This is a genomic window from Clostridium sp. YIM B02500, assembly GCF_022324665.1.
Classification (GTDB): Bacteria; Bacillota; Clostridia; order Clostridiales; family Clostridiaceae; genus Clostridium; species Clostridium beijerinckii.
Genome location: NZ_JAKGTE010000027.1, coordinates 1 through 14995, shown reverse-complemented (window position 1 = coordinate 14995; position 14995 = coordinate 1). Strand labels below are relative to the sequence as shown.

General features: G+C 30.1%; 14 protein-coding genes. 2 read left to right on the top strand and 12 right to left on the bottom strand.

What is annotated here, in order from left to right; genetic code table 11:
* Positions 1–13: 13 nt before the first annotated feature.
* Both L1S46_RS19230 and L1S46_RS19225 read right to left on the bottom strand, forming a co-directional pair.
* Complete coding sequence (locus L1S46_RS19230; protein WP_023975171.1) at positions 14–487, bottom strand: hypothetical protein; 474 nt, start codon at positions 485–487, stop codon at positions 14–16.
* A 359-nt stretch (positions 488–846) separates the two neighbouring features.
* Complete coding sequence (locus L1S46_RS19225) at positions 847–1632, bottom strand: GH25 family lysozyme (RefSeq protein WP_238900757.1); 786 nt, start codon at positions 1630–1632, stop codon at positions 847–849.
* Positions 1633–2073: 441 nt separating this feature from the next.
* Here L1S46_RS19225 and L1S46_RS19220 point away from each other — a divergent pair, with 441 nt between their 5' ends.
* On the top strand, positions 2074–2574 hold the full coding sequence (locus tag L1S46_RS19220) for a sigma-70 family RNA polymerase sigma factor (RefSeq protein ID WP_238900756.1): 501 nt from the start codon (positions 2074–2076) through the stop codon (positions 2572–2574).
* Positions 2571–3506, top strand: coding sequence for a zf-HC2 domain-containing protein (locus L1S46_RS19215; RefSeq protein WP_238900755.1), 936 nt, complete (start codon positions 2571–2573; stop codon positions 3504–3506). The genes L1S46_RS19220 and L1S46_RS19215 overlap by 4 nt, the downstream gene beginning before the upstream one ends.
* Positions 3507–4256: 750 nt before the next feature.
* Here the strand turns inward: L1S46_RS19215 and L1S46_RS19210 are convergent.
* From L1S46_RS19210 to L1S46_RS19165, 10 genes are all read right to left on the bottom strand, one after another.
* On the bottom strand, positions 4257–4670 hold the full coding sequence (locus L1S46_RS19210) for a hypothetical protein (RefSeq protein ID WP_238859917.1): 414 nt from the start codon (positions 4668–4670) through the stop codon (positions 4257–4259).
* A gap of 985 nt (positions 4671–5655) precedes the next feature.
* Positions 5656–6312 (bottom strand): hypothetical protein, encoded by a 657-nt coding sequence (locus L1S46_RS19205; RefSeq protein WP_238900754.1) that lies wholly within the window; start codon positions 6310–6312, stop codon positions 5656–5658.
* Positions 6313–6316: 4 nt separating this feature from the next.
* Positions 6317–7021, bottom strand: coding sequence for an ATP-binding protein (locus tag L1S46_RS19200; protein ID WP_238900786.1), 705 nt, complete (start codon positions 7019–7021; stop codon positions 6317–6319).
* Positions 6990–7778 (bottom strand): hypothetical protein, encoded by a 789-nt coding sequence (locus L1S46_RS19195; protein WP_238900753.1) that lies wholly within the window; start codon positions 7776–7778, stop codon positions 6990–6992. Before L1S46_RS19195 ends, L1S46_RS19200 begins: the two co-directional genes overlap by 32 nt.
* 46 nt (positions 7779–7824) lie before the next feature.
* On the bottom strand, positions 7825–8013 hold the full coding sequence (locus L1S46_RS19190; RefSeq protein ID WP_077831704.1) for a DUF1540 domain-containing protein: 189 nt from the start codon (positions 8011–8013) through the stop codon (positions 7825–7827).
* A 94-nt stretch (positions 8014–8107) separates the two neighbouring features.
* Complete coding sequence (locus tag L1S46_RS19185) at positions 8108–8314, bottom strand: helix-turn-helix transcriptional regulator (RefSeq protein ID WP_012059900.1); 207 nt, start codon at positions 8312–8314, stop codon at positions 8108–8110.
* A 746-nt stretch (positions 8315–9060) separates the two neighbouring features.
* Positions 9061–10296: an MFS transporter gene (locus L1S46_RS19180; protein WP_238900752.1), complete on the bottom strand. Its 1236-nt coding sequence runs from the start codon at positions 10294–10296 to the stop codon at positions 9061–9063.
* 189 nt (positions 10297–10485) lie between these two features.
* A complete protein-coding gene (locus L1S46_RS19175) occupies positions 10486–11067 on the bottom strand; it encodes a flavodoxin family protein (RefSeq protein WP_238900785.1) in 582 nt (193 codons plus the stop codon).
* A gap of 501 nt (positions 11068–11568) precedes the next feature.
* Complete coding sequence (locus tag L1S46_RS19170) at positions 11569–12780, bottom strand: YibE/F family protein (protein ID WP_343217279.1); 1212 nt, start codon at positions 12778–12780, stop codon at positions 11569–11571.
* A 120-nt stretch (positions 12781–12900) separates the two neighbouring features.
* On the bottom strand, positions 12901–14559 hold the full coding sequence (locus L1S46_RS19165) for a metallophosphoesterase family protein (protein ID WP_238900750.1): 1659 nt from the start codon (positions 14557–14559) through the stop codon (positions 12901–12903).
* Positions 14560–14995: the final 436 nt, after the last annotated feature.

Sequence of the window (14995 nt, the reverse complement as noted above, 5' to 3'; positions counted from 1 at the left end):
TATTAGATTAAATTTATTTATTTAAAACAATCTTCATATTATCTTTTAAATTAGTTTTATCTACTTGAACTAATATAACCCATTTCCATGTACCATCAAAACCTTCTATTCCATCAACTTGTGCAACTGATGATTGTTTTAAGTTTACTGTTAAAGTATCATTGCCTACATTTATACTTTCAACTCTATATCCTTGTACTGAACTATTTACGGAAGGTATTTGTAAGTATAAAATTGCCATTTCCTTATCAGGTGATTTCATTGGAATTTCTCTTGGTGTAAAATATTTATCTTTAAACCTTTGAAACTCTTCATTAGTCAACATTAGAATCGTATCTTGCTGAATAGCTTGTTCTTCATCAGTTTTACTAAACCCAATTACATTAGAATAAAATTCTTTAAATGCTACATTTTTATTTGTCGAGCATGCAATCAAAAATTGAAACATAATTATGGTAGTAAAGATTAAAAGCAAAACTCTTTTCATATTATACTCCCACCCCTATTAATTTCATTTTTATATCTATGAAAATGATTCAGAAAATGTAGACATAGCATATATATATAACCCCAAAACAATTACACTTATAATACCCATTGAATAAAAAATCACTTTCCATATTTTACTCTCATTCAACTACTTCCCTCCAGTATAAAAATCTATAATTAGTAATATTAATTACTATCTGAACCAAATTTCTATTCCATATAATAATTATTATAACATATATTTCAAATCACCACATAAACTGCTCATATCATAGCTCTCTACGATTCTTTTACTAAGGACATATCAGAAAAGTACAAAAAAATAGAGGGCACAAGATTACTCTCATGCCCTTTAAACTATTTTATATCACAAAACCAACTTCCTAACGTATCTTTTAATTCTAAACATTTGCTCATAGGCAAATTTTGAGTTTCAACCCAGATTCCATTTTCATTTGAATTAGCATAAATACGAATATCTTCAAAATATTCTTGCACATATTCCATGTCAACTCCGGCAAAACTTCCATCCCCTCTATATCCAATTGGAAGATAATTAGTTCTTACATATCCATTAGTTTTATTAATTATTCCATCATTAAACTCATTCATATCGCAATCAGTATCTATACCATTTACACATCCTGTTTCCGAATATTGGTGCCCCACTCTATTAGCAAAGAAATTAGAATTTAATTTCCATGGATTATTATTATAATTCGCCTCCCATAGTGGATAACCAGCAATTCTGTCATCCAAGTTATCTGTAAAGCTAGTATAAGTATAGATACCAATTTGCATATTTGATATCTCTTTAAATTTAGCAATAAATCTTAATATATAGTCCATTAGCCCATCAAAATTACTTTCTACGTCTAGCATTGGAATTAGATCATTTGCTTTATCCTTTATAGCATTATAAAAACTATTAGCCTGAGTTTCTGGCTCACTAGTTCCAACCAAGAAATGATAAAATCCTGTTTTTAATCCTTCGCAATGCGCATTGGAATAATTAACCTCTAAACATCGATCTTTAAATGTCGTACCTTCTGTAGCTTTAATGTAAACAGCTTCTATTCCTGAATCTTTAACCTGTCCAAATTTTATGCTTCCATTATGATTACTTACGTCTATACCTTTCATATATACCATCCTTTCTACTACACCTCTTTTATTAGTTATTTTTATATAATAAAAACACCTACTTTTTGATATGCTCCCTTTATAATAGTCAATTAAAATAATAAACTTGACAGTATGAAGGGACAATATCATTTCCGTAAGTGTTTTTAGTTCATCTACTATTATAGATGATTTCAATATTAATTTTTTATAGATATTATTTAGGATTTCTAAAATTTTTCTATTAATTTTATTTTGCTCCAAGTGAATAATTTATTTATTTAATGCTGTTTATCTATGAATTGTTTTACTGATATAATTCTAATGATATATTTAAAGTAACAATAATTTTCAGCTTTTTGTAACGAAATCTTTTTTTAATAGTCATATATATAAATACTAAAAATCCACCTAAATCTTTGAATAATCATTTTAAGATTTATATTGTAAAAGGGGAGGAAGATGGAAAAAACTGATTTTGAAATAATATATGAATTATATGTTAAGAATGTATTTAAGTTCTTGCTAAAATTGACTAAAGACTATGATTTAGCAGAAGATTTAACGCAAGAGACTTTTGTAAAGGCATTTAATAAAATTGAAAGTTTTAAAGGAAAAAGTAAATTGATTGTTTGGCTGTGTCAAATAGGAAAAAACTTATATTTTGATTATTTAAAAAAGACATCTAAAATAGTTGATATTGAAAACATACAAGAAATGGAATTTAATACTAAAAATCTTTTAGAAGATGATTTTGTTAAAAAAGATGAATTAAGTTATATTTTAAAAATAGTTATGCAAATGTGTGACCCTTACAAAACCGTATTCTTTAGTAGAACATATTTAGAATTAAGTTATAAAGAGATAGGGAAAAAATATGGAAAAAATGAAACTTGGGCTAGAGTTACATTTCATCGTGCAAAACTAATGTTACAAAAAAGCCTGAAGGAGATGAAAATATGAAATGTGAAGTAATTATGGACTTGTTACCTGCATACATCGATAATACATGCAGTCCTGAAAGCAAACTTCTTGTAGAAGAGCATTTACATGATTGTGCACAGTGTAGCAAACTTTTTAAAGATGCTACAGAAAATATTGAGGTCAAAAGTTATGATGATAGTGACACTTATGTTAATCTCCAAGAGAAAGATTTATTACTGAATGCTAAAAAGAATATACGATTTGAGACCATAAAAAAAATATTTAAAGTTATATATGCTGTGATTATTGGTCTTAATATATTAGGAATAATTGCTGGATATCTTTCTATTAAAATAGGTTATGATTTAGAATATCCCAGTTTCTATTTTGGAAGTTTAGGAATTAAAACATATAGTGTCTTATTTATTATGTTTATGCTTCCTTTATTTTGCAGTATCTTAGGAAAAATTATTTTAAGTAAGATGAATTATATTAAATCATATGGATGGAAAATTATTTTAAATGTTTTAGTGTTGTTAATTTCTATCATGATAAGTTTGGTTAGTGGATTTATGTTAGTTTTTGTAACTCCACCATTAGAGTCATATACAAATTCACCTAAGAATTACTTACATGTTGGTAATGATATGCGTAAATATGAAGCCATTTATAAGAATTTTTTCCCTGAAAAAGTGCCAGATGATGCTGAAAATATCGACTATTTCTACAGAAAATATAACGGTTTATTTGAAACAACAAGTAGAATTTCAGCTTCTTGGTCATTGCCAGAAGAATCTTATAAATACTATAAACAAATAATTAAAAAAAGTTCAACAATGAGTGAAATTGAAGCTAATAAATATGAAATATATTTGTCTGGCTATGCTTCTCCCCCTAACTTAAAATTAAATTTTGAATTTAATGATGAGAAAAAAGAACTAAAATATACTGCAATAATTGAAAAGAAGTAATAAGCTTATCATTAATAGTTAGTTTAGGAAATAAGATCTTCGAAAAATCAAAGAGTCTACAATAAAATGCTGTAGACTCTATTTTGGGTATTTTATATACATGAATATGACTGTTGATTATAATATTATTATATATGTTGCGATTCACAATGCACATTTCACAATTACGGCTAGAATTCTTGCAATATTTTTAGAATTATCACGAATAATTATTTTTGCAACATAATATATTTTTAAATTATATAACTAAAAAAATATAATCACTTAAACTACAATTCTTTTTTAGTATAAATATATTTCAAAATAGATATTATGAAAGGAGCTTTTTTATGTTTATCATTTTCATGTGTGTACTTGCAGTTTTTTTATTGCTATCATCGATTAGCCTATATTTTAATATTTTTGAAGGATTTAATAAAAAAATTATTAAAATACGTGGCTTTAATTTTCAATCATCTAGTGAAAATTATTATAAAAAATTAAAACTGTTAGGAAAAAGTGATTTCTTTATTTTCCTATGGTGTTTATTTTTAATTATAATCAAACTTTTTTTCAACGATATTATTACTAGCACAATTGATATGTTAATAAGTGTAAGCTTAATCTTATCAGTATTTATAGATAATTATATATTTTCAAAGAAAATAAAAAATATTTAAAATATGTTATAGTCTCAAATCCGACCACGTTTCCTTTGGAGTTTTCAATTTTACAACAAGTATTTCCGAGGAAATACCTTTCAAAAAATCATTATGATATATACTTTTCCATCTTAGTTGCTGCCTGCTTTTCTAGCTGCTTGATCCTTTGATAAGACAGCTTTAATTTCTCCTGAACAACATAATACTTTCTATGTTCTATATGAACAATTTTTATAATGTCGCTTTCTTCTTCAGTCAATATAGTAAGTGCATTTTCTATCCTTTTTAATTCTCTTTTCTTATTTGCTTGCTCCCTATATAAAGCTTCTTTTCTTTCCATTAACTTTTCTGCTTGCTGTTCCACACTTGAGGTAATCTTATAAGTTTTACCTGTTCTTTCTCCCATCTCTATTCCACTTATTCCTATGATTTCTTCCTCAATCTCCTGAACTCTTATATCTATATCTTGTATGTCCGCTAAAATCTCTCTATATCTTCTTACTTTATCTATTGTACTGTTCATATTAACCACCCCTAGTTTCTAAATTTCTAAAAATAAGTAAAATTCATTTTGTATATAATAGGTCTCCATATTTAAAATTTGATATATCATAAACAGAAAAATTTGGTACATGTTTGTAACCTCAAAGTTCATACTATGAAGTAGGCATTTTAAAATAAGCTGCTTAGATTCTTAATGAGAAGTTGTTCCATTTACTGCTTGTCACATTGAAAGTAGGAACATGCAGTAATAAGTGTAACCTTCCATTTAGAACATTTCAGTGAAATTTTCATAGCCTTATAGAACAAATATGTATTCAATTTCGGTTGAGATTTATGTAAATTTGATTTTGAACATTATATTATTTCAACTAGTATAGCTAGATGAATTTAGATCAAAAGAAATGGGGAATGATGCCACAATTTTGGTTATTAAAAACCATTACAATGATGCATTTATATGTTATGATTTAATTGTAATCATTCCCAATTCCTTGTTTGCAGAGTGATATTCATATATCACTCCTCCTTACTCATTAGCCTTCTTACTTACTAATCTTTCAAAGTTTCCTTATACCTCTCCACAAAATAGATCTCAATTTAATCAAGTTTTATATTCACACTATGATTTATAGATAACACAATTATAAGTTAGATTTATGCTATGAAATATATCCCAACTAGAAATGATTAATATACTTTTGTGGAATGTTTCATTGGTAATTTTGATGGATGTGATTCTTTGGCTATAAGTTGTTCCAAATGTGCTAGTTCAAAGCTTGTTCTTTGAGGCTAGCACTTTGGGTGCAACTTTATAGCCTTAGAATCCCCCATCATAATTACCCAGAAACTGGAACAAAAGTATGTTATTCATTTCGGCGAGTTACATGCATAAATTCAGGTGTTAGTTGGATTATCTATAAATAAAACTATTTATCATCTTCTACTGGCATGAAGCTTGCATCTAAGCTAAACATTAAGAAATAAAATCACCAATTAACTCCCTTTTATAGACTATTAAGTTCAGCTCTAATCCACTTTAATTTATTCTTTATCAATTCTATTTCTATTCTTAAATTATCTATTCCATCTAAGCATGTAAAATAAGCATTTTCTGCTACATCTCTTTGAAGTCTTAATTCTGCAACCTCTTTATTTCCTTTGACTAATTCCATTATTAAGGTAGCTGGATATTTATCTTCCCTAAGTTTTAATATTTCCTCAGCTTGTTTTACTTTATATTCTTTCTCTGCCTGAGCCTTTTTAAGCCCCAAAGTTTTTAACTGTGTATTGCTCCTGTTTAATGCTATAATGCATGTATTTAATCTTTGTATAATTCCTTTTGAATCCATATTATTTCTCTCCTCAACTTTATTAATTAAAACTTTATTCTTGATATTTTCATCATTTTTACTTATTTCATTATTTTCATAATCTAATGAATTAATTTCTTTTATTAGAGCAAAATCATTTTCGCACTCTAAATCTTTGTTTCCATCTGCATAGCTATATTCACCTTTCAAAACCTCTCCCCCCATCAACTCAGCACTTTTCTTCTCTAAGAGTTTATTTGCCTTATCTCCAAATTCAGCATGTTTTTTAAAAATTATTTTCCCTGGCATATTGCTGCTTTTTAAGCATATGCACCAATGTATATTGGACATATTCTCACCTCAGTCTATAATTATTTTCCGTGCCTTGAATTTCAACTATAAAATCCTTGGTCATTTCATATATTCTACTTCCTATTGCTTCATCAAAATTTAGCAGTCTTTCAACTGTGAACTCACTTGAAACAATAACTGGCAAGTGATTAAAATACCTATAATTTATCAGTTCAAACATTATATTTATGTCTGTTTCATTAACTTTTCCTTTATATAAATCATCAATTAATAGAATTTCGCAGCTTTGATATTTGCTTAAGGTCTTTTTATAATATTCTTTGTCTAGTATATTTTGTTTAAGGCTTGTAATTACATCTCTATAAGGCATGTAAACAACTTTTATATTATTTTTCAAAAAGTTATTTGCAAGAGCTAAGGCAATATGAGTCTTTCCACTTCCTGGATTACCGCAAAGTAGAATTGAATTTTTCCTATTTGATCTTATCTCGTCAAAACTCATATAATAATCTGTTGCAATAAATTTCATTTTTTTAGAAGTTCTTGACCATTCTTCAAAATTGCTAAAGGTCTTTTCTAAATTTTCTGGGTTTATCCCACTATTTTTCCATAGCCTTTTGACATTTTCAATCTCTAAGCACGAACATGGTGTCATCAGTGGCTGTGCATGAAATTGAGCTTTTATAATATAACCTGTATCTTTGCATTTTTCACATTTAAAATGGCCTGTCTCTTGTGCAGCCTGCACCTGCTTTTGGTTTCCGTTCTGGGATTTTAATATTGAATTTTCTCTCACCTGATTTAATATTCTTTGAAGTGCGTCCATAAATATACTTTTCCTCCTTCAATGGATATAATCCCTGCCAACAATGCTCTATGCTGTTTTCTAAAATCTTAATTTGTGTTTCTTCGTCTTGAGATAAATCTTTTAATTTATTCAATAATATTTTTAATTCCCTTTCCATTATTGGTTTTTTAATTCTTTGTCTCATGTTTATAAATTCTAATATACTTTCAATTAGCGGCTTATTTTTAGTAAATTCTTCTATAAATACATTATTCTTATGATTATTATAGTTTTTATTATTCTTGTTAGTTGTTAGCTCTTTGTCAGCTGTTTGTGATATGCTTGTTAATTCACTGCTAGAATGACTGACATTTTTCTCTTGCTTCCCTTGGTAAAGTTCCCAGTTTACTATCTTTATAAGTCTTCCAGTCTTTGTTACCTCTTGTGTTAAAAAATCATATCTTTCAAATTTCTTAAGGGCAGTTCTTACATTTTGAAGTGATATACCATCACCACTTTTCTTAACTATTCCCTCCAGGGAAGTTACAAATTGACCTGCTTCTGCTTTAAACTTTGTTCCTTTCCATTCCCACTCTCTTTTTTCATGATTTGCCATACTTAGAATCGTAATCAATATAACCTTCTGCTCTAAAGTTGAATTTAACCAAATAGCCTTTTCAAATAAAACTCTGTGAATCTTAAACCAGCCCTCGCTCATCTTATCAACTCCTATACCATCTTATAGCTTTCGTATTCTTTATATATCATCTTGCATCTACTTCTCTTCCCTTATCGCACATCCAAAAGGAATCATATTCATATGTGGCACATTTTAAACCTTCTAACTCTTCGTTATCTTCTTCGTAATCAAAGCTCTTTAATTCAATAGAATCTGCTTTGCATACTCCATCTTTATAATTTTTACAGGTTCTCCAGTTACACTTAATTAACAATTTGAATTCCCCCTGACATAAAATATCTATCTCGATAACTTTTGTTTTTCACCTCTTCTAATGCACTCATAAATTTTGATGAATCTTTTATTGTCTACCCTGTTATCTTTAAATCTCTAAATATGTCATCTGTTGAGCATTTATAAATATCTGCAAGTCTTTTTATCAGTGCTGGCGATGGTCTTGTCCACCCTTGCTCTAACTTATAAAATGTACTTTTACTTATTTTTAATGCTTCTATAACCTCCTCACTATCAAGACCAGAGTTTAATCTTCTTAATCTTATTGGTGTTAATTTCATATATTCTCCCCCATTCAATCGACGTTCTTAGCTGCTTGTCTGTCTTACTATACTTATATTTTATCAGTTTTTCCGATAAAATCAAAATCCGTTTCTATCGTCAATAATGATATTTTTATCAATTATATCAGTCATGCTTATATTTTCTCTTTTTCCCTTAATCTTCCTAATTAATTTATCAGTATATATGATAAATATGCAAAATTAATAAGGGTTAGATATTCTCTAGCCCTCATTAATTCTTTAATCATATTGATTTTTACAAACCTCTTCTACTTAACCACTTATATCATTGTCTTTCAAAATTCAGAAGTTTTATACTTTTAAGCAAAGAACAAAATCGCAGGCGAATAAGATTTCTTTTTTATTCTTTTTAAAATACAAAAACTAGTCAATCAACCTTTTTTAAGTTATACCTTCAAGGAGTACCTCGTCCACAAATTTTATTGGAATATAAATTCCTAAAGAATAAAAAAACAGCCTACATATTTAATGTAAGCTGTCAGACTCTATATAATATGCGGGCAATTCATCTCCTCGCCTTATACCAAAATCTTAGGCGACATGGACTTTTTATTATTTTTATATTCCTTACAATCCAAAATAAAAATTGATACTCGCCTGAAAATAAAGTATGTATATATGTTACAATTTACAATCCACATTTCACAATTCACAATCACAGATAAAATTCTTGTAATATTTTTAGAATTATGATGAAGAGTTATTTTTGCAACGTATATGTTTTATATATTTACATGGGTCCTCTTATATAAAACTGGTATTGCCAATGCTATAAGGAGTATCCCCATAAAAGCAGGTGCTGAATGACCAATTGATACATAGATTTGTCCACCAATGATAGGTCCAATCATTCTTGCTAAAGCCTGAATAGATTGACTGCCTCCTTGAATCCTTCCTTGTTCACTTGAATCCACAGATTTAGAAAGCATCCCATTGAATGAAGGCCCAAATATTGAATCACCAAAACCGAATATAAACATTCCAATGATAAAGAGAGGATAAAATGATAACAAAGCGGATAGAGCAATAAAAGCATATCCTATAATCTCCGACCCCATGCCGAGAATCGCTATTTGTTTATCATTAAGTTTTAGCAAAAGCTTTGGCATTATAAGGCTCTGTGAAATGATATCTTGAAAGCCCATAATTGAAAACATGAGTCCGATTACTGTAGGCTTCCAGCTAAAAGTATCTATTGTAAATTGTGAAAATACTGCTTGCAAAGATCCGTTTGGTATCCAAAGTAAGAACCCTGATATAAGTAACATTTTTATACTTTTCATAGAAAGTATGCTTGCAAGCTGTGTAAATGGATTTAGTCTCACAAAAGTGATCTTCTCTAATCTATCTTCATTGTGAAGACTCTCAGGCATAAAAAAGATTCCATAAATAACATTTAGTAAAGTTATTATTGCCCCAAAATACATTGGTACAGAATAACCAAACTTAGCAAGTAATCCACCTAAAGTTGGACCAATTACAGTACCTACACCTACAATAGCGCTCACCCATCCAAAGTATTTAGTTCTCTGATTACTAGGAATTATGTCTGCAAAATATGCAAAAATAGTACTTATAGTCCCACCTGTTATACCATCTATTATACGCCCGGCAAATAGTATCCATAAGGCGCCTCCTATACCAAAGACTACGTACCCGATTGCTGAACCCAATAGACATACTAAGAGTACTGGACGACGTCCATATCTGTCGCTCAAAGCACCAAGACCTGGAGCTGCCAAAAACACGCAAACTGCATAAACAGATGTAAGGAGTGTAACAACTATAGCTTGTTCTCCTGCATTACTTGTATAAGGCTGAACTAAGAATGGAACGACTGGTGCTATGATCGTAAAGCCTATTCCACAAAGAAATACAGATATAAGACCGAATATTAAAGCATGTTTATCTATAATTTGTTCTGAGTTTTGTTCATTATTTGATTTAAATTTGGACATTTAAACCCTCCTATCAATATTTGTTATTTTGTAAAGATTTATGAGTGATGTTGATATAAACTGAGTGAATCCTACTGCTAATAGTTGTTATTTTGTTTCATTAAGAACTATTATTACCGTGTAACAAATTGGGTATTTTTGACCATCCCTCCAAAATGGAGGAATGAGCAAAGATACCTAGTATCCTTATTACTTTGAGATCCCTTCCGAAACAATTGTTTTTCCTACATCTTTTAACATAATGTTAAGATCTTCTCTTTCATTTGCTAGTCCATTTCTCAAACCAGTAACAACCGGTACCTCTTTAACATCAAATTCAAGCAGCTCAAACATGTGCTTAGTATAATCAATATACGACTTGAATAGCTCAGGATCTGGATTTCCCTGATTAAATGTAAGAACTAGTCTTTTTTCAGCTGCATTTTCTTCCTTGAAATATGGAGAGTATCGTGGAGAAAATCGTGCAAACATCCTGTCAATGATGATCTTTCCTTGAGCACTCATCTGCATCATATAAATCGGCGAACCAAAAACAATCACATTTGCACGGTCAATTGCATCATTAAGTTTTTGCATATCATCTTTGATAACACACCCCTGATCACCTTTATGACAGGCCCAACATCCTTGACATGGTTTGATATCAAGATTATTGAAATCAAAGTATTGAGTTTCAACACCTTGTTCTTTCGCACCTTCGAGTATTTTATTTACTATCCAGGCAGTATTACCTTCTTTTCGTGAACTAGCACTAATTCCGATTATATTCATACTTTTTCCTCCTTGCATATCTTTTATATCTATAATTTGTTTTGTACTTTCTGATTTCATTTTAAATTCTCCTATAGTAGCAGATACTTTTTTTGTTTACCTCTCAACAAAATCATCTTAACACTATTTTGTTTACCTGTCAACAAAATATCATCAATAAAAATGCAGCCTATTACAAATAGTTTTAGGCTGCCTGTTGTTTTATTATAGATAAACAATTTAAGAATTAAACTTATTAGATGAACATATTTACAAAGTCGCTAAAACTTTGAGTTCATATCTGCACTAGAAATCATAAATATATTTGTGTAGAAAACATTTGAAAATGAGCTGTTAAAGGTTCTTAGCTGTAGGTTGTTCCATTTTAGCTTGTCAAACTGAAAGTTGGAGCATGCTAAAGTGGATACAACCTGCTGCTTAGAACCTTCAGCGATATTTTCATAGCTTTTCGGAATCAAAATATTTATGATTTCGGCGAGTTATATGCATAAGTTCCGGTATCTAAAGTACATTAGAACTAGTTTCTTGTTCTTTAACGGAACTTTGCTTTCCTTGAAGCAGTTTTGCTGCAATAGCCGATACAATTGGAACTGTAAGTATAACTGCTAAGCTCCCGCAAACAGCATTAAGAATATCAATTGCAACACCGTTTGAGTTAATCAATTGCCTAAACTGTACTTGGTAAGAGTACATTAAAATAAAAGAGAAAATGGATTCACCTAGGAATGCTAGAATAAGAGTATTACTCATAGTCCCCATCATATCTCGTCCAATATTCATACCTGAACTGAATAATTCACTAAAGGACGCATCCTGATTTTGCTTCTTTAATTCATTGATTGAGGTAGCAATAGAAATAGCAATATCCATTACAGCTCCAAGTGAAGCAATAATAATACCTGTAAATAAAAGATCTTTCACCTGCAGCTTACTTTGTCCAGCAATGTTAAGCAATGCATCTGTATCTGAAGATGTATAACCAGATATACCTAGAATCCTACTAAAAATAAGCATAATTACAACTGACACAACAACACCTGCAACTGTTCCTAATACAGCGGACAAAGTTTTTCTATCAAAGCCACCCACTAGAAAGAGGGTTACGCAAGAAGTTACAATGACAAGCAACATAGTTGCCAAGACATCAGACACACCCATGAAAAGTAATGGAACAAAAATAAATAATACCGTGGTCAATGTAAATATTATCCCTAGCACAGAATGAAAACCACGCCATCCACCTACTAAGCAGATTGCTCCAATAAAAAGGCCTATAAGTACAAGCAAAGGAACAACACGATATGGTGCAAACATATAAACATTTACGTACGATTTATCATCAGTAGATGTATTAACAGACACCACAATATCCTGTCCATTATGAAGAATAAAATTAGTATCATAATTAAGGGCATTATTAACCTTAAAAGTCTGTCCTTTATATTGCCCACTTTCTATAAGTACATCTACAATTTGTCTTCCAATGTAAAGCCCAGAAAAACCTGATGAATTTATTACCTGTTCATCAATTGAGAGAACTTTACCCTTTTCATAATGTACTTCTCCACCAGCTCCTGAACTAAATGGATTATAAATAGGCGTATGTGAGCTAAAAAGTATAGCCAGTATAATGTAAACAGACAAAATGGCAATAGATCCAATAATTTTGCCCCCTATCTTAATAGATGAAATCCAACCTAATTTTATATTCATAATATTCATGCTATTCTCCTACTTCTATACTGCCTTATAAAAAGCAGTTTAATTTTATATGACAAACAGTCCAGTCAATATAAACTGAACTTTTGTCTTTTACTAAGTTATGCTTATTTATTATTTCTTTGTAATAGTGTAGCTATCAATTAATGATTGATTACCAATTGTATAATCATTTGCTGCATAAGTATTGATTGTAAATGTATCATCAGTGAAACTTACATATGAGTACGATGGAACATACCCCTGCCATCCAACAACACTAAATGAATGGTCAGCACTTCCGCCAATTGTATCATTATTACCCTTGTTGAAGTCATAATATTTACTTCCTGTACCTGAATCAAGAGTAAAGTAAACTGTTCCCTTAGGATTAGTTACACTGTCTGGATATTCTTTTTTTGCATAAGTAGCATTTGGATTTGTAGTGCCTGGTACAGAAGCGTTGCTACTATTTTTCAAAGTTTCAGGATCACCAGTATTAGGATCAACAGCACTTCCATTTAACATTTGTGCAGTACGAGTATAGTAGTGATCATGTCCTTGTAGCACAACATCTATATTGTATTTATCCATCATTTTTGTCCAAGTATTACGTATTGTTAAAACTGGATCATCAAGTTCATTTTTAGTATTGTGATTAGCTTCGCTGTATGCAGATTGGTGCCATGTAGCAACCTTCCACTTTACATTTGGATTGGCTTTAATAGCCTCTGCTATAAATTGATCATGATCAGCAGTACCATAGTTATTTGCATTCAATACTAAAAATAATACTGGACCAGCAGTAAACCAGTAGTCACCATCATTTCCATATTGTGTAGCACCTAACTTACTTATATTAGGCTGATTGTAGTGATAGCCATAATATTCACCCATTTGATGATCATGATTACCACAAAAAGCAGCTAAAGGCATATTTTGCATGTAATTCACTGTAGAATCTGGATTAAAGAAATCCCTATATTGATACCATTGTCCATCAGATGAATTTGAAGGTTGAACTAAGTAATTATAATCATTAATTTGATCTCCCATTGAGAAAAGGAAGTTTAAGTCCTTATTTTGAGTCACTAGTTTCAGCATATTATTCCAGCCTGTTTTATCATCATTTAAGTTCTTATGACCACCTGTAGCATTAGATTTGGCAGTACCTTTAGAATTATCAAATGCACCAATTTGTGGATCACCAAAAGCAGCGAACGTTACTTTATCTGTAGGCAGTGTGGTAATCGTATAAACTGGACTCCAATTACCTTGTCCATCACTTACAGAATAAGAGTATTGTGTATCTGGATCTAATCCTTTTACTTTCACTTTATTTGAATATTCACCAGTTGGAGCTCCTGCTGTTTTCTTCCCATTATAAACATTATCCCCATTATTAGCAGGGGTAGCCTTTCCATTAATATCTGTAAGGGCTGTCTCATTCTGATTAATAGATTGTGTAGCTTTTACAACAGTTTGTTCCGCATCCTGAATATCTGCAGAAGTTGGAAATTCTGTACCATTCATATTAGATGTACGTGAAATTTTTATTTGTGTCTTTCCAGAAGATTGTGTGAACCAAGCAAAATCAAGCTCTTTTGGATCAGAACCAACATTTGCATTAATATTATAAGGTCCTGTAACCTTAGGTAATGAGAAATTTTCAATACCTGATGTACCAGCAATTTCAGCATTAACGTTCCTTATAAAAGGTATACTGGCAGACGTAGCCATGACTGTAGCTACAGCAATTGGAAGCATGAATTTAACTTTCTTACTAATTTTCATATAATCTTACCACCTTCTAAATATTTTGTTCTTATATAAATTTACTCCTTTTATTTTAAATACCAGTTAACTTATAGTTAATTTCACTTTAAATATCATATTTTACCTAAAATTACATATTCTTACTAGCATTGCGTTGGTAAGACTACGTTACAAACAATTTTATTACAAAGGAATTATGAAATCTCTAGTATAAGACACACAAAATTTTAACAATGACAGATAATCATTTCACATATAAATTTAAATTCAATTCTGTTAATCTATAGGGCTCCACAATGATATTCAAACTTATGAAATTTCGATATGGCTGTTATTCAGGAAATTTAAACAGTGAATATGTATTGTTATCAATATGGAACCCTATATAGATATCCAATTCAAGAATTAAACTTATGAATAGTAATTTCTAGCATAAACTAATGATTTAACCATG